Raw genomic sequence first — 22,231 nt, forward strand, 5'->3', positions numbered from 1 at the left:
TGGGCCCATTCCCCCTGTGGGAGCGAGCTTGCTCGCGATGGGGCCAGGTCAGGTACATCAGTGGTGGCTGGTGTACCGCTATCGCGAGCAAGCTCGCTCCCACAGTTTTTTTCAGTGTTTGGTCTATTGGTGTTGGGGCATGCAACTGCTTGGCCGACGCACCGCCGGCCGCTCTTGTGGCGAGGAAGCTTGCTCCCTCGCCACGGTAGTGGTTGGGCCCATTCCTCTGTGGGAGCGAGCTTGCTCGCGATGGGGCCAGGTCAGGTACATCAGTGGTGGCTGGTGTACCGCTATCGCGAGCAAGCTCGCTCCCACAGGTTTTTTCAGTGTTTGGTCCATTGGTGTTGAGGCATGCAACTGCTTGGCTGACACACCGCCGACCGCTCTTGTGGCGAGGGAGCTTGCTCCCGTTGGGCTGCGCAGCGCCCCCTGGAATTGGCCTGCGCGGTGGGCCTGGTGGATTGTGGTCAGCCTGGTTGGGGCTGCTTCGCAGCCCAGCGGGAGCAAGCTCCCTCGCCACGGAGATTGTGGTGGCTGGGCGTCTGCGGCATTAGACCACCGACGACAACACAAACGACGTCACGGTGTTCTCTACCCCCGGCAGCGCGGAGATCTCTTTCCACACTTTATGCACCCGCTCCGGGTTCGCCGCACCCACCCGCAGCATCAAGTCAAACTCGCCACTCATCACATCGCACTGCAGCACTTCCGGCATGGCCTGCAACGCTTGCAACACCTCGGCGCCGCGCATGCGGTCGTAGCGGTAGACGAAGATCACGGCGTTGATGTTCGACGACGCTTGCGCGCCCTCCCCGGTGCGCACCGTATAGCCCTGGATCGCGCCGTCGCGTTCGAGGCGTTCGATGCGTTGGCGTACGGCGTTGCGCGAGAGGTTGACCTTGGCCGCCAGCTCGGCGTGGGCGGCGCGGGCGTTGAGGCGCAGTTCGGCGATGATGCGTTCATCGAGGGGATCGAGGATTCGCTTCATGGGGCCTCCGGTTATAGGGCGCCGAGCAGTTGATGGAGGGCACCGAGGTCGTCCGGCTGGATGCGATGAATCTGCGCCGGGCCATGTTCGGAAACTGGACGCTGTTGCGCCGCAATGCTGATGCCCAAGTCGCCGAGCAACTGCGCCGATTTGGCCGGTGAGATCTCGCCCAAGGTCACCATCGGCGCCACCAGGCTGCGGCGGTACAAGCGCGCCGCGAGCACGCCGGTGGCGGTGTGGGGGTCGATGACGTAGCCGGTGTCGCGGTACAGCGAGGTGATTTCCTCCAGCGTCTGTTCATCGCTGACCGCGTACGAGTCGATGATCATCCGCGCCTGTAGCCAGAACTCGTTGGCGATGGTCATCTCGCCACGGGTTTCGAAGGTGTGCATCAGCGCGCTCACCGCTTGACCATCGTGCCCATAGAGCTCCCAGAGAAACCGTTCCAGGTTGGAAAAGATCGACAAATCCATGGCCGGCGACAGGGTCTTGCTGGCGCGCAACCGCGAGTAGTGGTTCTTCAAAAAGAACTGATGCAGTGCGTCATTCTGGTTGGTGGCGACGATCATCTGCGTGATCGGCAAGCCCATCTTCTGCGCGATGTAGCCGGCATAGACCTCGGCAAAACTCGCCGCCGGCACGCTGAAGCCAATGGGTCGCTGGCCGCCGCCCAACTGCAGCACCGCGTGGAAATAAAACACCAACTGCGCCATGACGCTGACCCAGTTGCTGGAATTGAAACTGATCGCCTCGTGCTGTCGGAACAGTTGGGTGACCAGGGTCTGGCATTCATCGAAACTGCCATCGACGGCCACTTGATGAACCCGCGGATGCGCCGTCGCTTGCAGGTCTTGAAGCTGGTCTTGCGGCACACCGGCCTCGGGATAAATCACCACCACATCGGTCTCGTCGCAGTGCTTGAAGGCCTCGATGGCGGCCAGGCCGGTGTCGCCGTTGGTGACGCCGATCACCACAGCGCGACGCCCGCGTTTGCGCAAAAAGTACTGCACCAGTCGCGCTTGCAATTGCGCGGCAAAATCCTTCGAGGAACGGGTCGGCCCATGGAACAATTCCAGGACCCACTCGTTGCGATCCACCTGATGCAACGGCGCCAGGGACCGATGGCTGAACTGGCTGCCCGCTTCCTTGAGCACCCGCTTGAAGTCGGCCTCGGGAATCGCTTCGCCCACGAACGGGCGCATCACTCGATAGGCCAGTTCGTCGTAGGCCAATGTGGACCAGTTAGCGATGTCCTGGGGTTCGAACTGCGGCAGCTCGACAGGGACGAACAGGCCGCCATCCTCGGCGATGGCCGACAGCACAACTTTTTCGAAATCGACCTGCACGGCGGAATTTCGGGTACTCACATAGCGCATGGTCAACTCCGGATATTCACTTGAAACGGCTCACTTGAAACGATGCGCCTGCTCCACCAGCCAGGTGGAAAACCGCGCCGCGTCGGGGTGTTGCTCGGCCCCGGAACTGCGCACCAGGTAAAACGATTCGCTGGCTTCGATGCGCTGGGCGAAGGGTTCGACCAGGCGCCCGTCGTCCAGCAACTCACTGACCATCGACGACCGCGCCAGGGCGATGCCCTGCCCCAGTTCGGCCATGCGCAAGGTGCAGACCAGTGTGTCGAATTGCATGCCGGTCGAGGAATCGACGCTGTCGACACCGACCATTTTCAGCCAGTACCCCCACCCTTCTTCGTAGCCCAGCACGTGCAACAACGAATGCTTCGCCACGTCCGCCGGCACCTTCAGCGTCGCCATCAAGGCCGGCGAGCACACCGGGAACAAGGTGTCCCAGGTCAGGCGCTGGGACACCAGGCCGGGCCATTGCCCGTGGCCCCAGCGGATTTCCATGTCGTCTTCGCCGTCCAGTTCCTTGACCCAGATGTTGCTGATGTAGCGGATGTCGACGTGAGGATGAGCCTGGCGAAAATCCACCAGTTTCGGCGCCAGCCAGTGCACGAAAAACGCCAGGCTGCCGCGCACCTTGATCGGCCGGCGCTTGTGCTGGCCAAAGATCTCGTTGGTGCCCACCGCCAGTCGCGTGATCGCGTCCTGCACCACCGGCAGGTACGCCTGGCCTTCCTCGGTCAGGCCCAGCCCCCGGGGCAAGCGCTTGAACAGCGCCACCCCCAGATGGTTTTCCAATTGGCGGATCTGCTGGCTGACCGCGCCCTGGGTCAAAAACAATTCGTCGGCGGCGTGGGTGAAGTTCAGGCAGCGGGCCGACACTTCGAATGCCCGCAGCCAATTCAACGGGGGCAACGTTTTTTGCTTCATGATCTGGACCTCGTTGACCCCCACGCACCGGGCACGTTTGCCCGCCCCGTCGACGCGGCTTAGAACGCGTCGGACGGTTGTGCCACGAGGGCAACCGACAAGCGTCGCTCGCGGCTTTTGCGGGTAATGTAATACACGAAGTAACACCAGGCGATGAACGGCAAGCCGAAGTACAGCGCCACCCGCTGTTCAGGGTCGAAGGCGATCCCGACACACGCCAGGCTGCAGCACACCAGCGCCCCCAGCGGCACCCACGGATAACCGCGAACGCGGAACTTGAGGTCGCGAATATCGCCGCCGTTGGCCACATAGTGGCGACGGAACGCGATCTGGCTCGCGGCGATGCTCATCCACACCACCACCACGGCCAGGCCGGAGATCGACACCAGCGCCAGGTAGATGGTGTCGGCGGCGAACACGCTGCTGAGCAACGAGGCGGCGCCGCCGGCCATGCTGACGATGATCGCGTTGAGCGGCGTGCCCATGCGGGTCAGGGCCGAGAATTGCTTGGGCAGGTGGCCTTGGTCGCTGAGGGTCCAGAGCATCCGCGAGGCGGCGTACAACCCAGAGTTAGCCGCCGACAACAGGGCGCTGATGATCACGAAGTTCATGATGTCGGCGGAGTACGGAATGCCGATGTAGGTGAACACCGTGACGAAGGGGCTCTCCACCAGGCCGGCTTGCTCGCGGGGCAGCAAGGTCGCCAGGACAAAAATGGTCCCGACGAAAAACACCGCCAGGCGCAGCACGGTGGTGCGAATGGCCCGCGGCACATTGCGTTGCGGGTCCTTGGTTTCCCCGGCGGCGATGCCGATCAATTCAGTGCCGGAGAACGCGAAGGACACCGCCAGCAGCGTCATCGCAATGGGCATGAAGCCGGTAGGAAAAAGTCCTTCGCGGGTGAAGTTGCTCAAGCCAATGCTATGGGCCTGATCGATGTTCAACAGGCCGAGAATCGCACCACCGCCGATCAGCAGGAACACCACCACGGTCAGTACTTTGATCAACGACAACCAGAACTCGGTCTCGGCGAACAAACGCACCGAGACCACGTTGGTGAGGAACACCACGCCGGCGAACAGCGCGCTCCAAATCCACACCGGCGTGTCGGGAAACCATCGGGACATCAGGATACCGGCAGCGGTGAACTCGGAACCGATGGCCACCGTCCACGTCAGCCAATACAGCCAGGCCACGGTGTAACCGGTGCCGGGCCCGAGGAAACGCGTGGCGTAGGTGCTGAACGAGCCGGTTTCGGGCATCTGCACCGCCAGTTCCCCCAGGCACATCATCACCATGTAGACCATCAGCGCGCCGATGATGTAGGCGATCACCGCGCCCATGGGGCCGGCCTGATTGACGGTGTAGCCGGACGTGAGAAACAGCCCGGTACCAATGACGCCGCCTAGTGCCAACATGACGATATGGCGCGTCTGCATTTCCTGCTTGAAGCCGGTCCGCGTATTAGTTTGTTGTTCTGTTATGGACATGGTTGTTTCTCATGAAATGTCAGGGCGCGCCTCTACCTCTGCGCGAGTAAGACAAGCGCCACTGAGCTTTTATTATTATTCCTATTCATGAACGCCCCGCTGACAGCCTTGTCGCGGAGTATCAACATTCACACTTCAGGTCACTGTCTCGGTGAGGACTTCATTGAGTTGCGGATCAAGTGTTTTTTTGACAAAGGCGAAGGCCTGTTTGAGGTCGTCCAATAAATCGTCTGTGTCTTCGATACCCACCGAAACCCGCACCAGCCCTTCGGAAATACCCAGGGCCTGGCGTTCTTCCAAGGTGTTCTCGACATGACTGGTGGTGCGGGCCGGACCGTAGATGGTTTCCACCGCGCCCAGGTTGCCCGCGCAATGGGCGAAGCGCAGGCGCGGCAGGAGTAGCTTGACGGTGTCCATGCCACCGGCCAGGACAAAACTGACGATGGCGCCGAAGCCAGACATTTGCGCGCAGGCCACGGCGTGGTTCGGATGGCTGGGCAGGCCGGGGTAATTCACCGACTCCACCAGGGGTTCGGTGCAGAGGAATTCGGCCAGGGCCCGGGCGCTGTGTTGCTGCTGGCGCATGCGCAGCGCCAGGGTCTTCATGCCACGGATGATCAGGTAGGCCGAAAATGGGTCGAGGCTCGCGCCGTTGATTTCCCGGTAATGACGCACCTTGGCCATCAATGCTTCGCGGCCGCACACCAGGCCACCGAGCACGTCACCATGGCCGCTGAGAAACTTGGTCGCGCTGTGGATCACCACATCCACCCCCAAGGCCAGCGGGCTCTGGTTCAGTGGCGTAGCAAAGGTGTTATCCGCCACCACCACCGCGCCGACACGCTTGGCCGCCGCCACCAGGCGCGGGATGTCGAGGATTTTCAGGGTCGGGTTGGTGGGAGTTTCCAGGTACAGCACCTGGCAGCCCTTGGCGATTTCACGCTCGATGTCGTCGTGATCGAAGGTCTCGCACAGGGTCACCGCCACGCCGGTACGCGGCAGGAATTCTTCGAAGATCTTGTTGGTGCCGCCGTAACTGTCCTTGGTCGACACCACGCGATCGCCATGGGCCAGGAAGGTGTAGAGCACGCTGCTGATCGCCGCCATGCCGCTGCTGAAGGCCACCGCGGACTCGGCCATTTCCAACTCGCGAATCTTGGCTTCGAGGGTCTCGACGGTGGGGTTGCTCATGCGGCTGTAGATAAAACCGGGGGCCTTGCCCAAGGCGACGTCGTACCAGACGTCGATGTCGTCGTAACCGTACGCGGCGCTGGCCACGATGGGGGTTTGCGTGGCGTTGTAGGGGTGCCTGACTTGCTCCCCACCCCAGACCGCCCGGGTTCCCGCGCCAGCGTTATCAAGCCCTGTGCTGTCAGGTTTATTGTTCATTGAGGCTACTCACACTGAGGGGGTGGACGTTGAGCCATCCACCGGATCTGAGAGCCAATATAGGGAAAAGCCGCGGGGCCGAGAAACGATGTTATCGGTGCCAAAGGGGTGGTTTTTTTAATGGCTGCAGGCGAGTAGCGACCGGCGAATCACCGATGAACCTGTGGGAGCGAGCTTGCTCGCGATGACGGTGGGTCAGTTGCCATTGAGGGTGACTGATACTCCGCTATCGCGAGCAAGCTCGCTCCCACATTGGGGCTTCAACTTTCATGAACAAGAGATCGAAGACTTCAGTTTCAGCGATCAACTCTAGAACTCAGCCTACGGGCAATATGACGTAACCATGCCTCGCCCGTGTCCCATGCTATCCAGTAACCGTAATAACAACTCAGCTCCCTCAATAAATACGCCCTCAATTCCGACTCATCTTTCTTCCGTTCAATTAGGTCGTTGAGTTCTTGTTGAATAGCCCTCAAATCATCAACATCAGACTCTGTCAGGAAGGCGTCGAGGACTTCCTCAGCCGTTCCATGTTCATCAGGCCAATCCTGGTGAAAATAAGCCCCAAAGAAATCATGTAATTCAGGAAATTCTGTACTCATACTTCCGGGAATCCTGTTAGCAAAAAGTACCCCAAGGGTCTTCGTTCGTCTTTTTTCAAAACTAATAAAACTTTTGATGCCGGCAGATAGTCGGTACGGCCATTTAGCAAACTGGTCCCCACGGGATGGGTGAAAGTATGATTAATAGTCGTCTTATCTTTCTTACTAGCTAAGAATTTTTCAATTCTCTTTTCATTCGCCGCCAATGCCCTTGCTGCCGTCAACTCAGCAGTAGGTCGATCAGGGAACGTGGAGGCCGCTGGGATATGTGGCTCCGCCTCTAGCCTTTGGGCTAGCTGTGCATCTGTTCTACCAATATGTTTTTCAATCAAATGTCCTCCTCGAGCCTCATGCGCAGCCAACCCTCCCCCCGGCACAATCTCGCTGAACGGCCCATCAGCCTCGATATCACCAGGGCATTTGCACGCCAACCCCAACGGATCCACCCACCCCGTCGGGTTCAGGGTGTACCGATACCCATTGAGCCCACCCGCCAACTTGCTCGGATCAGGCGTCAAATAGCGGCCGGTCTCGGGATTGTAGTAGCGGTGCCGGTTGTAGTGCAGGCCGCTTTCCGGGTCGAAGTATTGGCCCTGGAAGCGCAGCGGTTGTTCCAGTTGTTCGCCGCTGCCGTGGGTGAGCTCGGTGAGTTTGCCGTAGCCGTTGTAGCGCGCCGACCAGACGATCTGGCCGGTGGGGTTGGTCAGTTCCTGGGGCGTGCCCAGGTGGTCGAGGTGGTAGTAGAACGGGCGGGTGTCGGGGCCTTCGCCGTCGAGCAGGGCCAGTGGGCGGAAGGTGCCCGGTTCGTAGACGTAGCTGCGGTGGTGGTGCGGGCTGTTTTCGGCGACGACCTGGTCGCCCTGCCAGAAAAATTCCGTGGTCAGGCCGTCCACGGTCTTGCTGATGCGTCGGCCGAAGGCGTCGTAGCGGTAGGACGTTTCGCGGCCGTCGGCCGTGGTGACGCCGATCAGGCGGTGTTGGCTGTCGTAGCGGTAGGCGCTGACCAGGGCCTGGCCGCGGCGTTCGCGGATCAGGTTGCCGAAGGCATCGTAGTCGTAGTGGCGGTCGCCCTCCCTCAGCAGGCGGTTGCCCTTGAGGGTGGTCGGCCCAGGGCGGTCCTGCATCAGCAGGTTGCCGGCCGGGTCGTGGCTGAAGTGTTCCGGCGGTTCGCTGTGGGAAAAGTCGATGCGGGTCAGGCGATCCAGCGGGTCGTACTGGTAGCGGCGGCGGTTTCGGTGGTCGGAAAGGCTCTGGAGGTTGCCCCGGGGGCTGTAGGCATAGTCGCGCCAGAACAGTTGCTGCTGGGGGTTCTGCCACACGGTCTGGGCCTTGAGGCGGCCCTGTTCGTCGTACGTGTAATCACTGCGCAGCAGCCCCTGCTGGCGTTGCCGTTCGCGGCCGCCGTCAACGCGGTGTTCGGTCAGGCGTGCGCCGTTGAGGTCGATGGCGGTCAGCGCGCCACCGGGGGCGTGGTGGTAGTCGAGCTGGCTGTCGTCCGGCAGGCGCAGGTGGTTGAGGCGCCCGCAGGCATCATAGCGATAGCGCAGGGTGCCCCAGCCCTGGTGGTCCGTGACCAACCGATCCTGGGCATCGTATTCAAAGGCCAGCGGCTGATCGCTGCCATCGTCGACCAGGATCAGACGGCCCAGCTCGTCGTAGCGGTATTCGATGGCCTGGCCGTCGGGCAAGGTCTTGATCCGCAGCCGCCCGGCCGCGTCACGCTGGTAGCGGGTGAGCCGTTGCGAACCGTCCTCGCCGTGCGAGGTTTTCTCCAGCAGGTGGCCGTTGAGGTCGTAGGCGTAGGCGGTGCGTTGGCCGTCGAAGCCGACTTGCTGTCGGATCAAGCCGTTGGCCGTGTAGTCCAGCTGATAGCGTTCACCGGATTCGTTTTCGATCTCGGTCAGCAACAGCCGCGCCGAGTCGTAGCGGTACTTCAGCTCGCTGCCGTCGGGGTTCAGGCGGCGGCTGACCAGGTGCAGGTCGTCGGCGTATTCGTAGCGGGTGGTTCGGCCCTGCTCGTCGCGCTCGGCGATGACCTTGCCGTAGGCGTTGTAGCTCCAGGCCCGGGTGGCGCCGGTGGGCAGGGTGACTTGCAGCAGGCGGCCGACGGCGTCCCATTGGTAGTGCGTGAGGGCGCCGTGTTCGTCCCGGCGACTGAGTAAACGTCCCAGGGCGTCGTAGGCAAAACACCGACGACCGCCGTCGGGCAGGACCTCTTCGGTCAGTTGGCCCAGACGACTCCAGGTGAAACGATGTTCGCCACCGTCCGGGTCATACCTGGCCAGCAGTTGCCCATGGGCGTCGTAGGCATATTCCGTGCGCTGGCCGTCGGGATCGATGCTCGCGATCACATCGCCCCGGGCATTGCGGCGATAGGTCCACACGGCCTTGCCACGGGACCGGGCGTGCAGGAAGCCGTTGCGGTATTCGTAGGAAGTCGGCGCTTCGTCCGGCGGAATCAGCGCCAGCAGCCGTCCGACGTCGTCGTAGCGGTATTCGCTGACCGCCCCCAGCGGGTCCTGTTCGGCGATCAACCGGCCCTGTTCGTCGTAGGCCTTGAGGTGCTCGCCGCCGTCGGGCTCGACCTTGCGCACCAACCGCGCCCGGTCGTCGTGGACATACACTTCCTGACTGCCATCCAGGTGCCGGACCGTGACACGGCCGTCCTCGCCCCAGGTGTAGCGGCTGTCCATCTGCGCGAACGAGGCCCAATGCCGTACGCAGCGGGACGCCGGCCCGACGCCTTGCCATTCCCAGTAGAAACTCGCCCCGCCGGCCAGTTGCCGCTGGAGGATGACGTGCTGGTCGTCGTAGTCGTAGCGTTCGCTTTCACCGGCGGCATTGGTCGCTTCGATCAGTCGGAAACGTCCGTCGTAGCGGTAGGAGACCAGCGTCTGCTCGGTTCGCCAGGCGTCGTCGAGGGTGAGGGCCGGGTGGAAGCTCTGGTAGTCGACGGCGACCAGGTGGCGCTGTTCGTAACGCAGGCGCAGGGAGCGCCCGGCGCCGTTGTCCAGGCGGCTGATGTCGCCGTGGATGTTGCGCTGGACGGTCAGGCGGTTGTCGTAGCGGTCACTGAGGGCGATCAGGTGGCCGTCGCGAAAGTGCAGGAACTGGGCGTTTTCCCCGGGCTGGGCGATGATCAGTTCGTCCGGCGCGGCCCCCAGGTAGATCGCCGCCCGGGCCAGGCTGTTGTGGATCGCCGGACGCTGGGTGGTGGGCAACGGAAAGATCGTGCGACGGTTTTCCTGGTCGACCCAGGTGATCTGCTCGCCGTCGAGCTCCAGGCGATGGGCCAGGGCATGGCTCCAGCCGCGCCCGAGGCCGACATCCAGGGCGACGGCGCTGGTGCGGTACAGCCGGGTGAAGACGAACGGCAAGCGGCCGTCGAGGGTGCCATCGTCCAGGGTCAGCAGTTCTTCGCCGGTGACCATCGACACCGGGCAGCCGCTGGTCTGGGTCTGGGCCGCGGTGTCGGCGCTGTCGCCGTTGGGGTTTTTCGATTGGGCCGGGACGTCGTCGTGGGGTTCGTGTTCGCTCAGGCGTGTAGACGGCTGGGATTTTTCCCGCGCCACGGCGGCCGGGTTGCTCACAGACAATGGCGCAGAGTGTTCCGGGGTGATGTGCAAGGGTCCGACAGGCGTCGGTTTTAAAGGTGCGCGTTGACTGACCACCAACGGTTTGAGCACATCGGCATGTTGATTGAGCCGGTCGGGGGTGAGTTGGCCCAGTCTCAGGCTCGATGCCAGCAACCATTCCCGGGCCCGCTCCGAGCGGACCCGGCCCAATACGTTACCGCTCATGCGCAGACCCAGCCCCCCGGTCAAACGCATCAGCAGGAAATTGATCAGTACCGAGGCGCGCAGTTCTCCGACGACTTCGGCCGCGTACTGAGGCGGCAACATCCGCAGCCAACTGGTGAACGCAGCCACGTGAACGAAGAGCAACGGCTCGTCGCTCAACACCATCAACCCTTTGGCAATTGCCTCGGAGGATGCCTTCAGTAGCTGTTCAAGCTCGGCTTGAGTCAGGTACTCCAACAGTTTTTCGCTGTTGGCCTGCAGATCGGCCAGCAGCCCGAAAACCTGCTTAACGTCGTCCCAGAGTTGATGCAGGGCGTTTTTGAAACCGCGCCAATCAGCCTGCTGCAACACGTCGTAGCGTTGAAGAAACCCGGCGTCGGAAAACTCTGCCCACAGCGGCTGAAACTGCTCCCACTCCGCTTTCAGCCAGCCCTCAAGTTCGTCGATCACGCCTTGGTAAGACGCATACAACGCCTTGACGTGATCGGCCGTGACATGGGGGAAAAAGGTGATGCGATAACGCTGGCCTCGCCAACACTCAGGCACTTCCAGGATGCCGCTGGGGCCGATCACGCGATGGGTCGGCTCGCCGAAAGTTTCCTTCCCCGGCGTGCCATCGATGACCGGCTCCAGCATCACCGGTGTGTCGCCAATCGGCACGAAACGCGCCGCCTGGAACATGTGCACCAGCGTCAGTGGCCCTTCCGCCGGGCAAGCCACCACGGCGGCACTGACGGGTTTGTCCAGGTTCTTCGGCGCCGCCAGGGACACCTCGTTGCCGACCTTGAACACTTGCTCAAGATCCAGCGCCCAGCCGGCCCAAAAGCTTTCAGCCCAGGCGTCGTAGTCGTTCAGGCAGGTTCGAAAGTCCTGGAAAACCGCTTCGACATCCGGCTGCTCGGGGTCCATGGCCGCCATCACCAGCGAACCAATGACGTTGCCCTGGGCAAGGATTTTGTCGTAGTCAGGCATGCAGGCAGCTCGCGGCGTAGGAGTGGGCGCGAGACTCTGCCTGCGATGGCGAGGGAAATAAGTCAGGGAAAGAGGGGATGGATGTAGGGCGATTCGCTAAATTCAAACGCTTGGCGTGCGAACCCCGCCGATGACTATAGATGCCACGACATGAGCATGCAGATGGTCAGCAGGCTGAAGGTCATTTGTTTGATGTGCCGCCATCGCGAGCAAGCTCGCTCCCACAGGGGGATTGTGGTGGGGTCGGGAATACGTGAACTGCTGTTCTCACAGGCGCTGGTTAACTTAAGGTTGTATGAACCATTGTGGCGAGGGAGCTTGCTCCCGCTCGGCTGCGCCGTAGGAGCTGCCGAGTGAAACGAGGCTGCGATCTTTCCAAAACCAATTGAGTATCAAGCGAAAGATCAGATCAAAAGATCGCAGCCTTCGGCAGCTCCTACCGCACCCCAGCGGGGGCAAGCTCCCTCGCCACGGGTCTGTGTTTTTTTTCAATTTTCCGGAGTGTCTTGCGCAAATAAATGCGCGAATAGATGCCTACCCGCGCTCATTCTCGAGAAATACCCGCCAGCAACCCCTCAACCTATCGTAATCTCGCATCTGTATAAGCCCAGCCCCGCAACCGGCCGAGATCTTCCCCCGATGCCCTCCATCTACCAACTCAAGCCTGCCTTTCAAAACCTACTGCGCCCCATGGTTCAACGCCTCTACAACAACGGGGTCACCGCCAACCAGGTCACCCTGCTCGCGGGTATCGTCTCGGTGTTGGTGGGGGCGGTCATTGCCTGGTTCGCCAGCCATCCGTGGATTTTCGTCCTGGTTCCGGTCTGGATGTTCCTGCGCATGGCGTTGAATGCGGTGGATGGCATGCTGGCGCGGGAATTTGGCCAACAATCCCATCTGGGCGCCTACCTCAATGAGCTATGCGATATCATCGCCGACGTTGCCCTGATCCTGCCTTTTGCCTTGTTTGCCGATACCAGTCTTCTGCTCGTGTTGTTGGTCACGCTGTTGGCGCTGTTCAGCGAATACGCCGGTGTGCTGGGGGCGATGGTGGGGGCTTCGCGGCGGTATGACGGGCCGATGGGCAAGAGTGACCGGGCCTTCGTGTTTGGCGTGTTGGCGACCGGTATTGCCCTGGGTTGGCTCGGGACGCTCTGGATAAATGGTGTGATGGCGGTGGTTGCCGCCCTGCTGGTTTATACCTTGGTCAATCGGGTGCGTCATGGCCTGGGCCAGGTGAAGGAAAACGCTCCCTCAGCATAAAGGAACTTGCAATGCGCGAAGCCCAACACCGGACATTCACCACCCACGATGGCGTGGAACTGTTCTACCAACACTGGCCGGCTGTCGACGCGGCAGCGGGTGAACCCCGCCAGGCTGTGTTGTTGTTTCATCGTGGCCATGAGCACTCCGGGCGCATCGCGCACCTGGTGGATGAGCTGGACCTGCCCGGGTTCGACTTCTTTGCCTGGGACGCCCGTGGCCATGGCCAGTCGCCGGGTGAACGGGGCGACAGCCCGAGCTTCGCCACCAGTGCGCGGGACGTGCAGACGTTCTGCGATCACATCGGCACGGCGCATCAAATCGACGAAGCGAACATCGCCGTGGTCGCACAAAGCGTCGGCGCGGTGATCGTGTCCACCTGGGTCCACGACTACGCGCCGCGCATTCGCTCGCTGGTGCTGGCGTCGCCGGCGTTCAAGGTCAAGCTCTACGTGCCGTTCGCCCGTCCAGGCCTGGCGCTGATGCGCAAGTTCCGCGGCAATTTCTTCGTCAACAGCTACGTCAAGGCGAAATTCCTCAGCCATGACCCGGAGCGGGTGGCGTCCTACGACAGCGACCCGTTGATCACCAAGGCCATTTCGGTGAACGTGCTGCTGGGCCTGTACGAAGCCGCCGACCGCGTGGTGGCCGATGCCCAGGCGATTCAGGTGCCGACGCAGTTGTTGATCTCCGGCTCGGACTTCGTGGTACACCGCAAACCCCAGGAGCAATTCTTCGAGCGCCTGGGCAGCCTGCACAAGGAAAAGCACATCCTGCCGGGCTTTTTCCACGACACCCTGGGCGAGAAGAACCGTGCGCCAGCCGTTGCCAGTGCGCGCCGCTTCATCCTGCAAAACTTCGCCCGACCGCTGGACCGCCCTTCCCTGCTGGACGCCGATCGCCTGGGCGCGACCTGCGCCGAAGCCGAAACCCTGGCCACGCCGCTGCCCCACAACTCGCTACGCGACCTCTACTGGCGCATGACCCGTGCCAGCATGCGCTTTGGCAGCAAGTTGTCGGCCGGGGTGAAGCTGGGTTTCGACACCGGGTTCGACTCCGGCAGTACCCTGGATTACGTCTACCGCAACCGCCCCACCGGCACCTCGGCGCTGGGCAAGATGATCGACCAGAACTACCTGAACTCCATCGGCTGGCGCGGCATTCGCCAGCGCAAGCTGAACGTCGAGGAGCTGCTGCGCCTGGCGATGGCCGAGTTGCGCGCCCAAGACCGCGAAGTGCGCATCGTCGACATCGCCGCCGGCCATGGCCGCTACATTCTCGAAGCCCTGCAAGGGGTCAGCCCGTTACCCGAGTCGATCCTGCTGCGCGACTACAGCGACATCAACGTGCGCGATGGCAGTGCGCTGATCGTTGAAAAAGGCTTGGGCGATATCGCTCGATTCGTCAAAGGTGATGCCTTCGACCGCCAGGACCTGGCGGCGCTGGAACCCAAGCCGACCCTCGCCGTGGTGTCGGGCCTGTACGAGCTGTTCGCCGACAACCAACTGGTCGGCGGCTCCCTCGCGGGCCTGGCCGAAGCCGTGGAGCCTGGTGGTTTCCTGGTCTACACCGGCCAGCCGTGGCACCCGCAGCTGGAACTGATCGCCCGCGCCCTCACCAGCCACCGCGCCGGCCAGGCCTGGGTGATGCGTCGACGTACCCAGGCGGAAATGGACCAATTGGTTGAGGCGGCGGGCTTCCGCAAGATCACCCTGCGGGTCGATGAATGGGGCATTTTCAGCGTTTCGCTGGCGCAGCGAGTGCAGTAATGAGCGCCGTCATCGCTCCGGCCCGCGAACCCGCACTGCTGAAACCGGCAGTGCTGTGGCTGCTGTTGTTGGCGCCGCTGTTCTTCACTACCTACGGCTTCGCCACCTGGGTCACTTCCCAGCGTGACGACGTCGGCACGTTGGTGTTCGCCTGGGAAACCCACATGCCGTTCATGGCCTGGACCATCGTGCCTTACTGGTCGATCGACCTGTTGTACGGCCTGTCCTTGCTATTGCCCAGCAGCCGTGACGAACTCAAGCGCCACGCCTTGCGCCTGCTCACGGCCCAGGTGATTGCGGTCAGTTGCTTCCTGCTCTGGCCGTTGCGCTTCACCTTCCCCCGGCCAGAGATGGATGGCGTGTTCGGTTGGTTGTTCGAGGTGCTGGCGGGTTTCGACAAGCCGTTCAACCAGGCGCCGTCGCTGCACATTGCGTTGCTGGTCATCCTTTGGGTCTGCTATCAGCGGCATTTGCAGGGTGTCTGGCGTTGGCTGATGCACGGTTGGTTCGCGTTAATCGGCGTGTCGGTGCTGACCACGTATCAACATCACTTCATTGACCTGCCCACGGGCGCGTTGGCCGGTTGGCTGTGTGTCTGGTTGTGGCCGCTGGATCGACCCAGTCCGCTGCTGAGTGCGCGTCTGGCGGCGGATCCTGCTCGCCGACGCTTGGCCTGGCGTTATGGGCTGGGCGCGGCGGTGCTGTTCATTCCGGCGTTTGCCTTGGGCGGCGCATGGCTCTGGCTGATCTGGCCGGCGGTCGCAGTGCTCATGGTGGCGCTGAATTACCTGGTGTTCGGCGCCGACGGTTTCCAGAAGCGTGCCGATGGGCGCTTGAGTCCGGCAGCGCGCTGGTTGCTGGCGCCTTATCTGGCGGCGGCGTGGATCAATTCTCGCGGCTGGACGCGCAAGCATCCGCAGCCCGACCAGGTGGCGGATAACGTCTGGCTGGGGCGAATCCCCACGCCGATGGAATTGAAGGACAGTGCGTTTACCGGCGTGCTCGACCTCTGCGCGGAACTGTCCATGGACAGCACGGGCGTCGCCTATCGCTCATTGCCGGTGCTCGACCTGACGGCGCCGACCGCCGAACAATGCCTGAACGCGGCAGAAGCTATCGAAAGCTTGCGCCAGCACGGGCCGGTGCTGGTCTGCTGCGCCTTGGGTTATTCGCGCAGCGCCACGGCGGTGGTGGCCTGGCTGCTGCACAGCGGCCGGGCGGCGAACGTTGATGCGGCGATCGTGCAAATCCAGCGCGCCCGACCGCGTATCGTTTTGCAGGCGGCGCACCGTCGGGCGCTGGAGCAATTATCCACAGCACAGGGGCATGTCCATGATCAGTGATATGGAGCTCCACACCGTGGCGAGCCTGTTGCGCCGGGGTCATTCGCTGGACCAGCTGTCCACCGGGCTGACGCTGCTTGGGGCGCTGCTGGGGTTGGGGCAGTGGCTGGTGGGCGTCATCGATCCGTGGTTGTTGCTGTTGAGTGTGGCGCTACTGGTGCTCGGCGTGCTGGAAAAATACTGGGCGCTGCGCGTGGCGTTTGACGCCGATCTGTTCCAGCGCATGGCTGACAGCACCCAGTCCCTGGCCGAACGCACCTATACCTTGGATCAGGCCCTCACCGCGCTGGGCCTGCAACCGGCCGCACGCGCCGGCCGTCTCTGGACCGAACGCCGGCACGGCGCGTTGTTGCTGCTGCGTCGACAGTCACGCTTATTGGCCGTACAAGTCGTCCTGGTGCTGGGCTTCATCCTGGCCAGTCCCTGGTTGGCTTCAAGTATCTAGATAGGCTTCTGTGGTGGGGGAGCAAGCTCCCTCGCCACAGCTGTTAAAGATTGCGTCACTACCCGAACTTCTCAGGACAAGGAATCTTCATGTTCGAACCCGTGGTCGCCAACCTCATCACCTCCGCCGCCCGCATGGTCACGGGCGCTCGCAGCCTGTGGCTCGGCTGCGCGCCGACGCCGGTGCAACGGATCTACTTCGCCAACCACAGCAGCCACGGTGACTTCGTATTGCTCTGGGCCTCGCTGCCGCCGGCGCTGCGCAAGCTCACCCGCCCGGTGGCGGGGGCCGACTATTGGCAGACCAGCCCGGTGCGTCGCTACATCATCAACCGGGTGTTCAACGGCGTGCTGGTGGACCGCGAGCGCAAGGATCCTTCCTACAGCCCATTGCAGCCGATGCTCGATGCGCTGGAAAACGGCGACTCGCTGATCATCTTCCCGGAAGGCACGCGCAATCCGGAGGAAGGCCTGTTGCCCTTCAAGAGCGGGATCTATCACTTGATGAAAAATCACCCCGAGGTCGAGGTGATCCCGGTGTGGATCGCCAACCTCAACCGCGTCATGCCCAAGGGTCGTGTGCTGCCGCTGCCGCTGTTGTGCACCACCAGTTTCGGCGCGCCGCTGTGCATCGAAGAAGGCGAAAGCAAAGAGCAATTCCTTGAACGCAGCCGCGCCGCGCTGCTGGCACTGGCCCCGGAGCACGTCTGACATGGATCGATATACCCTGATGTTGTTTGGCGGGATCGGCGCCATCCTGGTGCTGGCTTCGTTGATCGGTTTCATTCTCAGGCTGAAAACCCGCGGCGCGCCGAACTCGGTGATCGATAACCTCAACGCCCGGATCAATGCCTGGTGGATCATGGTGCTGGTGATCGGCGTGGCGTTCTGGCTCGGCAACGCGGCGGTCATCCTGTTGTTCTACGCCGTGTCGTTCTATGCCCTGCGTGAGTTCCTGACCCTGACACCGACCCGGCGCAGTGACTACCCGGCCCTGGTGGCGGCGTTCTACCTGGCGCTGCCGCTGCAATACCTGTTGATCTACTACGACTGGTACGGGCTGTTTTCGATCTTCATCCCGGTGTATGTGTTCCTGCTGCTGCCGATCCTGGCGTCCCTGGGCGGCGATAGCACACACTTCCTCGAGCGCGCTTCGAAGGTCCAGTGGGGCTTGATGATCGCGGTGTTCTGCATCTCCTTCGTGCCCGCCCTGCTGACCCTGGACATCGCCGGTTTCGAAGGCCGCAACCTGTTGCTGATCGCCTACCTGGTGATCGTGGTGCAGCTGTCGGATGTGTTGCAGTACGTGTGCGGCAAGCTGTTCGGCAAACACAAGATCGCGCCGAACCTGTCGCCCTCGAAAACCGTCGAGGGTTTTGTCGGCGGTATTTTCCTGGCCTCGCTGATCGGTGGCGCGCTGTGGTGGATCACGCCGTTCAATCCGTGGCAGTCGTTCCTCATTGCCTTGCTGATCAACCTGCTGGGCTTTGCCGGTGGCATCGTCATGTCGGCGATCAAACGCGACCGCGGCGTCAAGGACTGGGGCCACATGATCGAAGGCCACGGCGGCATGCTCGACCGCCTGGACTCGGTCTGCTTCGCCGCGCCGATCTTCTTCCACCTGGTGCGGTACTGGTGGACCTGAGCAAAGTCTTCGGTGAACACCTGAACCTGTGGGAGCACAGCCTGGGGGCAAGTACTCACCCGTCCCTGTGGGAGCAAAGCTTGCTCGCGAAGCAGCCGCCTCGGTCAGTCAGAAAGACCGCGTCGCCTTCGTCGCGGGCAAGCCTTGCTCCCACAGGGAAGCACACGGCTCCTGGGGGACTTGTGGCGGTCAGTCGAGGATCAGGTGCGGCAGGAACCGGCTGGAATCCTTGGTGATCAGGCTGTTGTCTTCCCGCACGCCAATGCCGGCCGCCTGGTCGCCGATGACCCAGGAGCCGATCAGGGTGTAGCTGTCGTCAAACTTCGGCAGCGGCGCGAATTCCTGGAGGATGAACGGCGCGTCGGTGTAGGGGCCGTCTTCTTTTACAATCAAGCCATCAACGGTCTGCAGCTCGATGTTGGCGCCTTCCCGGGAAAAGAACGGCTTGCGCACCCAGCCCTTGGGCACGGCTTTGCTGGTATCGGTATCCAGGTGAGCCGCGAGCAGGTTCGGGTGGCCTTTGTTGAATTCCCACAGCAGCGGCAGGATGCCTTTGTTCGAGATGATCGACTTCCAGGCCGGCTCGAAAAACTGCGTATCGCATTGGGCAATCGCCGCACCAAAGGGCTCGTGGAAGATGAACTCCCAGGCATGCAGCTTGAACAGGTGTGGAATCCAGCGCTCTTCCAGGTCGACGAAACGCCCGTCACTGTTGAGGCCGATGTCCTCGATATCGATGTGCCGCGACTCGATGCCGACTTTTTCCGCGATCAGGCGCAGGTAGTCCGTGGTGCCTTTGTCTTCGATTGAGTCTTTCATCGAGGCGAAATAAAACGGCTGGGTGAGCTGCAACTGGGCGAAGGCCTGGTGCAGCTTGGTGTCGATGCTGTTGAACTGGTCGGCATGGGCCGGCAGCGTGCCGCGCTCGATGCATTGCTCCAACCAACCCCACTGGAACGCCGCCGCTTCGTAGAGGCTGGTCGGCGTGTCGTAGTTGAGTTCCAACAGCTTGGCCGGGCCGCTGCCGTTGTAGGAGAAATCCATGCGCCCATACAGGTGCGGGTGGCCTTCGAGCCATGAAGTGCGCACCAGGTCGAAGAACGGCGCGGGAATGCTCAAGCGCTCCAGCAACTCTTCGCTCTGGACCACGCGGGCCACCAGGTCCATGCACATGTCATGGATCTCGGTGGTCGGGTCTTCCAGGTCGTCCTCGATCTGCTTGAGGGTGAACTGGTAGTACGCGCTTTCGTCCCAATAGGGTTCGTCGTCGATGGTGTGGAACAGAAAGCCGAGCTGCTCGGCGGTCTGCTTCCAGTCAGGACGCTCTGCGCAATGGATCTTCTTCATGGCGCTGGTTCCTCAACCGCCGGAGCTGCTCGAACCGCCCCAACCGCTGCGGGCACTGGACTTGCTGCCGAAGCCGCCACGGGAGGTGGTTGAGGCAACGGACATCGGCTTGCTGGTGGACTTGATGGAGTCGGTGTAGCTGCCGTACCGCGCCTGGTTGGACTTGGTGAACGTCGAGCCGCTGGAAACCCGCTGGCTGAGCGTCGAGGACCCGAAGTTGCCGCGGTCATCGCGGTAGCGGTAGACCGGCTCGGAGTAATAACTGCTGCGGTTGCCGCTCAACATGTTGCCGATCAACAGGCCGGTCAACAGGTTGCCAAAGCCTGATCCACCGACGTTCGCTTCCGAAGCCGGCAACTGGGCCCGGGCGGCATCGACCTCGGACTGCGTGACTTCGCCATCGGCGTTCAGCTCGAAACCACCCAGCTTGGGCAGGAACTTGCCGGCCGAGTCCTGCTGGCACCAATCGGGCACGAAGTCGGCATCGCAATCGGCCTTGCTATCGTATACCGGCGCGATGCGACGATGCTCACCCATGGCGGTCATGTAGGCGGTGGAGCAAATGTCCACCGGCAGCTTTTCATCGACACATTCCTGGACGGACTGGAAGTTGTACTTCTTCTGCAACTTGTAGGTTTTTTCCGCAGGCCCGCAACCGGATATCGCCAGGGCGACCGACGCGGCCAGCGAAAGCTGGACGTACTTGCTTCGTTTCATCGGGTTCTCCGTGGCGCAATCAGTTCGTGGAAGGCGTCATGCACGCGGCGTTCAACAGGCCGACGCTGATGGCCACGGCGGCGATGTAGATACCCGCGGCGATTTCACCCTGCTTGATGCGCGCGGAAGCGCCCTTGAGCACCAGGCTGGTCACCAGGAACGCCAGCAACTGTACGACAGCGGCGATCACCGTCCAGACGACGAAGTCCAGCATGCTGATCGAGTAGGCAATCACGTTGCTGGCCGGAATGGCGAAACCAATGAGGGCGCCGCTCAGGGCGATCGCCGCCGCCACGTTGCCCGAGCGGATCAGTTCGAATTCTTTGTGCGGCGTGACATGGATGTAGATGAACTGAAACAGCGCGAACAGCACGGCGGCGCCGAGGATGTACAGGGCGAAGCCGAACACGGCGGCCTTGTTCAGGGAAATGGAGAGCGCTTCAAGCATGGACTTCTTCCTTATTCAAAGAGTGTTCAGGTCAGTGGTGTACAGCGAAATACCCAGCGAAGTGCTCAGGCTGACGGTGCCTTCGGCGTCCTCTTCGACGGAGAACAACAGGAACTCCCGGCGATCCGTCAGGCCGGTGTCGCGGGCGTACAGCATCGAACGGTGCTCGACGCTGTAGGACTCATCCGGATTGCTCACGCGCTCGCTCAACGTCACCAATTCTGTCTGGCCCGCCTCGGTGCCCCATTCGCGGGTGTACTCGACGCCGTCGTGGGTGTAGGTCGGCAGGCCGATCAGGCTTTCAGGGCCGGCCAGGCGACGCAACTCCGCTTCGCTGTTGATGGTGACGTAGCTGAGGTAGTTGAACAGGATCACCGACTCGACCTGCCCGGCGATGTCGCCGCTGGTGTGCACTTGCAGCCAGTAGTCTTCGTCGTTCATGTAGCAGCGCGACAGCCAGTTCGACTGCCCGAGATCGACGATGCCCAGGCTCCAGATCTGCTGGGAACCGGGGATGACCACGGTGCTGTTGCCGTCGAGCAACAACTTGAGCGTGGCATCGAACATGACCTGCTTGCCGGAGGCCAGGCCCAACGGCCCGGTGACGGGGGCGCCCTGGCTGGCTGTCGTGTTCGGGGCCTGAAGGCCCATCAACTGTTTAAACCACCCCATGGGAAATTTCCTTGAGTCGCGTGGAGGCGATGTAGAAGAGTTCTCCGCCCACGACGCGGGTAGCGCCGGGCGGGTTGATCGCCGGGTGTCGGGCGCCCTGGGCGCGGTAGCCGATCAGCGTAGCGTTGTGCTGCTCTTTCATTCGGGTGTAGAGCTCGCCGAACGTCGCTTCAAACGCCTCGGGCAGTTTCATCAGGTACTGGGTGGCGCCTTCGCCCACACAGAGCAACTCATTGATGACCACTGACGAACCCGGGTCCTGGGAGGCCCGCACCAGCATTTCGATAGCCATGCTGGAGGTACATTCCAGGCTTGGGGCATAGGCGCTGGCGAGGGCGGCGATTTCGCTGTCATTGAAGTGGGCGACCACATGCCCGGCAGGCCCCAGTTGATTGACCGCCAGCACGGTGGCCAGGGTCAGGTCATCGGAATGGGTGCGCACCAGGACGCGTTCGGCACCCGGCACGCCAGCACGCTGCAGCAGTGCGGCGGAGGACAGGCTGTCGCCCTTGATGAACGACGTCTTGCCGGGCATGGGGTTTTCTTCAAGATCGCAATCGCAGATGACGATCAGGTTGTCATTGGAGGTTTCGTCCTGCAGCAGCAGTTCGATGACCCGTTCGCTGGAAACGCCCTCCCAGCCGATGAGAACCGTGTGGCCGACCTTGCCGGTGAAATCGCCTTTACCCTTCATGCCTTTTCTCCAAACATCGATGACGCTGCTGGTGGTTTTGCCGATGGCTGCCGTCAGCAGCGCGATGCCCCCGAGCATGACCCAGATAGCCACGAAAATTCGCCCGGCGGATGTCTGTGGCAACAGGTCGCCATAACCGACGGTGAGCGTGGTGGTGAGATAGAAGTAGATAAACGTGGCGGCGGCGATGAGGTGTTGCTCGCCCAGCAGCACCAGGCCGATCCAGGCCGTGGACAGGTGCACGCCCAACGCAATGGCCAGGCCCGCCCAACCGAACCGATGGAAGAAGGACGAAGCGTAGGTGCGCAACAAAAGGAAAATCGACATTTCGTCCCTGACTCCGTGGGGCTTCGTTCC

The 22,231-nt window shown here is 62.1% G+C and carries 18 protein-coding genes; 6 read left to right on the top strand and 12 right to left on the bottom strand.

What is annotated here, in order from left to right; all coding sequences use genetic code 11:
* Positions 1-550: 550 nt before the first annotated feature.
* The 7 genes from BT125_RS22180 to BT125_RS22210 all read right to left on the bottom strand — a co-directional run bounded on the left by BT125_RS22180 (position 551) and on the right by BT125_RS22210 (position 11,532).
* A complete protein-coding gene (locus tag BT125_RS22180; protein ID WP_053125728.1) occupies positions 551-988 on the bottom strand; it encodes an Lrp/AsnC family transcriptional regulator in 438 nt (145 codons plus the stop codon).
* A gap of 11 nt (positions 989-999) precedes the next feature.
* Positions 1,000-2,364: a threonine synthase gene (gene thrC / locus BT125_RS22185; protein ID WP_072410368.1), complete on the bottom strand. Its 1,365-nt coding sequence runs from the start codon at positions 2,362-2,364 to the stop codon at positions 1,000-1,002.
* 30 nt (positions 2,365-2,394) lie between these two features.
* Positions 2,395-3,279: a LysR substrate-binding domain-containing protein gene (locus BT125_RS22190; RefSeq protein WP_072410370.1), complete on the bottom strand. Its 885-nt coding sequence runs from the start codon at positions 3,277-3,279 to the stop codon at positions 2,395-2,397.
* 59 nt (positions 3,280-3,338) lie between these two features.
* A complete protein-coding gene (locus tag BT125_RS22195) occupies positions 3,339-4,769 on the bottom strand; it encodes an amino acid permease (protein ID WP_060740446.1) in 1,431 nt (476 codons plus the stop codon).
* A 135-nt stretch (positions 4,770-4,904) separates the two neighbouring features.
* Positions 4,905-6,158 (bottom strand): cystathionine gamma-synthase family protein, encoded by a 1,254-nt coding sequence (locus tag BT125_RS22200; protein WP_072410372.1) that lies wholly within the window; start codon positions 6,156-6,158, stop codon positions 4,905-4,907.
* Positions 6,159-6,454: 296 nt separating this feature from the next.
* Positions 6,455-6,760, bottom strand: a complete 306-nt coding sequence (locus BT125_RS22205; protein ID WP_072410374.1) for a contact-dependent growth inhibition system immunity protein — start codon at positions 6,758-6,760, stop codon at positions 6,455-6,457.
* Positions 6,757-11,532, bottom strand: a complete 4,776-nt coding sequence (locus BT125_RS22210; RefSeq protein WP_072410384.1) for an RHS repeat protein — start codon at positions 11,530-11,532, stop codon at positions 6,757-6,759. Before BT125_RS22210 ends, BT125_RS22205 begins: the two co-directional genes overlap by 4 nt.
* Before the next feature lie 639 nt (positions 11,533-12,171).
* On the opposite strand from BT125_RS22210, the gene BT125_RS22220 reads away from it, so the two are divergent.
* The 6 genes from BT125_RS22220 (at position 12,172) to BT125_RS22245 (ending at position 17,996) form a co-directional block, all read left to right on the top strand.
* Entirely contained in the window at positions 12,172-12,795 is a 624-nt protein-coding gene (locus tag BT125_RS22220; protein ID WP_072410388.1) for a CDP-alcohol phosphatidyltransferase family protein, read from the top strand.
* Between the two features lie 11 nt (positions 12,796-12,806).
* On the top strand, positions 12,807-14,564 hold the full coding sequence (locus BT125_RS22225) for a bifunctional alpha/beta hydrolase/class I SAM-dependent methyltransferase (RefSeq protein WP_060740442.1): 1,758 nt from the start codon (positions 12,807-12,809) through the stop codon (positions 14,562-14,564).
* Positions 14,564-15,907 (top strand): phosphatase PAP2/dual specificity phosphatase family protein, encoded by a 1,344-nt coding sequence (locus BT125_RS22230; protein ID WP_072410399.1) that lies wholly within the window; start codon positions 14,564-14,566, stop codon positions 15,905-15,907. The genes BT125_RS22225 and BT125_RS22230 overlap by 1 nt, the downstream gene beginning before the upstream one ends.
* Entirely contained in the window at positions 15,897-16,352 is a 456-nt protein-coding gene (locus BT125_RS22235) for a hypothetical protein (protein WP_072410401.1), read from the top strand. Before BT125_RS22230 ends, BT125_RS22235 begins: the two co-directional genes overlap by 11 nt.
* A gap of 89 nt (positions 16,353-16,441) precedes the next feature.
* A complete protein-coding gene (locus BT125_RS22240; RefSeq protein ID WP_003205972.1) occupies positions 16,442-17,062 on the top strand; it encodes a lysophospholipid acyltransferase family protein in 621 nt (206 codons plus the stop codon).
* A 1-nt stretch (position 17,063) separates the two neighbouring features.
* Positions 17,064-17,996 carry a phosphatidate cytidylyltransferase gene (locus BT125_RS22245; protein WP_060740439.1) on the top strand — a complete coding sequence of 311 codons (933 nt, stop codon included), beginning with the start codon at positions 17,064-17,066 and terminating at the stop codon, positions 17,994-17,996.
* A gap of 189 nt (positions 17,997-18,185) precedes the next feature.
* Here the strand turns inward: BT125_RS22245 and BT125_RS22250 are convergent, their stop codons facing one another.
* The 5 genes from BT125_RS22250 to BT125_RS22270 are packed head-to-tail and all read right to left on the bottom strand — an operon-like array spanning position 18,186 to position 22,201.
* Positions 18,186-19,343, bottom strand: coding sequence for a glutathionylspermidine synthase family protein (locus BT125_RS22250; RefSeq protein ID WP_072410403.1), 1,158 nt, complete (start codon positions 19,341-19,343; stop codon positions 18,186-18,188).
* A gap of 12 nt (positions 19,344-19,355) precedes the next feature.
* Complete coding sequence (locus BT125_RS22255; protein WP_072410405.1) at positions 19,356-20,060, bottom strand: DUF1190 domain-containing protein; 705 nt, start codon at positions 20,058-20,060, stop codon at positions 19,356-19,358.
* A gap of 19 nt (positions 20,061-20,079) precedes the next feature.
* Positions 20,080-20,508 carry a DUF350 domain-containing protein gene (locus tag BT125_RS22260; RefSeq protein WP_060740436.1) on the bottom strand — a complete coding sequence of 143 codons (429 nt, stop codon included), beginning with the start codon at positions 20,506-20,508 and terminating at the stop codon, positions 20,080-20,082.
* Positions 20,509-20,523: 15 nt separating this feature from the next.
* Positions 20,524-21,180, bottom strand: coding sequence for a DUF2491 family protein (locus tag BT125_RS22265; protein ID WP_072410407.1), 657 nt, complete (start codon positions 21,178-21,180; stop codon positions 20,524-20,526).
* A complete protein-coding gene (locus BT125_RS22270; RefSeq protein ID WP_072410409.1) occupies positions 21,167-22,201 on the bottom strand; it encodes an ion channel in 1,035 nt (344 codons plus the stop codon). Before BT125_RS22270 ends, BT125_RS22265 begins: the two co-directional genes overlap by 14 nt.
* Positions 22,202-22,231 lie beyond the last annotated feature (30 nt).

This window comes from Pseudomonas sp. NFACC04-2, from assembly GCF_900119265.1.
GTDB lineage: Bacteria > Pseudomonadota > Gammaproteobacteria > Pseudomonadales > Pseudomonadaceae > Aquipseudomonas > Aquipseudomonas fluorescens_AA.

Excerpts from the sequence above, each read along its gene's own strand:
- BT125_RS22245 (WP_060740439.1), top strand. The coding sequence starts at position 17,064 with ATGGATCGATATACCCTGATGTTGTTTGGCGGGATCGGCGCCATCCTG.
- BT125_RS22270 (WP_072410409.1), bottom strand. The coding sequence starts at position 22,201 with ATGTCGATTTTCCTTTTGTTGCGCACCTACGCTTCGTCCTTCTTCCAT.
- BT125_RS22200 (WP_072410372.1), bottom strand. The coding sequence starts at position 6,158 with ATGAACAATAAACCTGACAGCACAGGGCTTGATAACGCTGGCGCGGGA.
- BT125_RS22210 (WP_072410384.1), bottom strand. The coding sequence starts at position 11,532 with ATGCCTGACTACGACAAAATCCTTGCCCAGGGCAACGTCATTGGTTCG.
- BT125_RS22240 (WP_003205972.1), top strand. The coding sequence starts at position 16,442 with ATGTTCGAACCCGTGGTCGCCAACCTCATCACCTCCGCCGCCCGCATG.
- BT125_RS22225 (WP_060740442.1), top strand. The coding sequence starts at position 12,807 with ATGCGCGAAGCCCAACACCGGACATTCACCACCCACGATGGCGTGGAA.
- thrC (WP_072410368.1), bottom strand. The coding sequence starts at position 2,364 with ATGCGCTATGTGAGTACCCGAAATTCCGCCGTGCAGGTCGATTTCGAA.
- BT125_RS22255 (WP_072410405.1), bottom strand. The coding sequence starts at position 20,060 with ATGAAACGAAGCAAGTACGTCCAGCTTTCGCTGGCCGCGTCGGTCGCC.
- BT125_RS22260 (WP_060740436.1), bottom strand. The coding sequence starts at position 20,508 with ATGCTTGAAGCGCTCTCCATTTCCCTGAACAAGGCCGCCGTGTTCGGC.
- BT125_RS22230 (WP_072410399.1), top strand. The coding sequence starts at position 14,564 with ATGAGCGCCGTCATCGCTCCGGCCCGCGAACCCGCACTGCTGAAACCG.
- BT125_RS22190 (WP_072410370.1), bottom strand. The coding sequence starts at position 3,279 with ATGAAGCAAAAAACGTTGCCCCCGTTGAATTGGCTGCGGGCATTCGAA.
- BT125_RS22205 (WP_072410374.1), bottom strand. The coding sequence starts at position 6,760 with ATGAGTACAGAATTTCCTGAATTACATGATTTCTTTGGGGCTTATTTT.
- BT125_RS22250 (WP_072410403.1), bottom strand. The coding sequence starts at position 19,343 with ATGAAGAAGATCCATTGCGCAGAGCGTCCTGACTGGAAGCAGACCGCC.
- BT125_RS22265 (WP_072410407.1), bottom strand. The coding sequence starts at position 21,180 with ATGGGGTGGTTTAAACAGTTGATGGGCCTTCAGGCCCCGAACACGACA.
- BT125_RS22180 (WP_053125728.1), bottom strand. The coding sequence starts at position 988 with ATGAAGCGAATCCTCGATCCCCTCGATGAACGCATCATCGCCGAACTG.
- BT125_RS22220 (WP_072410388.1), top strand. The coding sequence starts at position 12,172 with ATGCCCTCCATCTACCAACTCAAGCCTGCCTTTCAAAACCTACTGCGC.
- BT125_RS22235 (WP_072410401.1), top strand. The coding sequence starts at position 15,897 with ATGATCAGTGATATGGAGCTCCACACCGTGGCGAGCCTGTTGCGCCGG.
- BT125_RS22195 (WP_060740446.1), bottom strand. The coding sequence starts at position 4,769 with ATGTCCATAACAGAACAACAAACTAATACGCGGACCGGCTTCAAGCAG.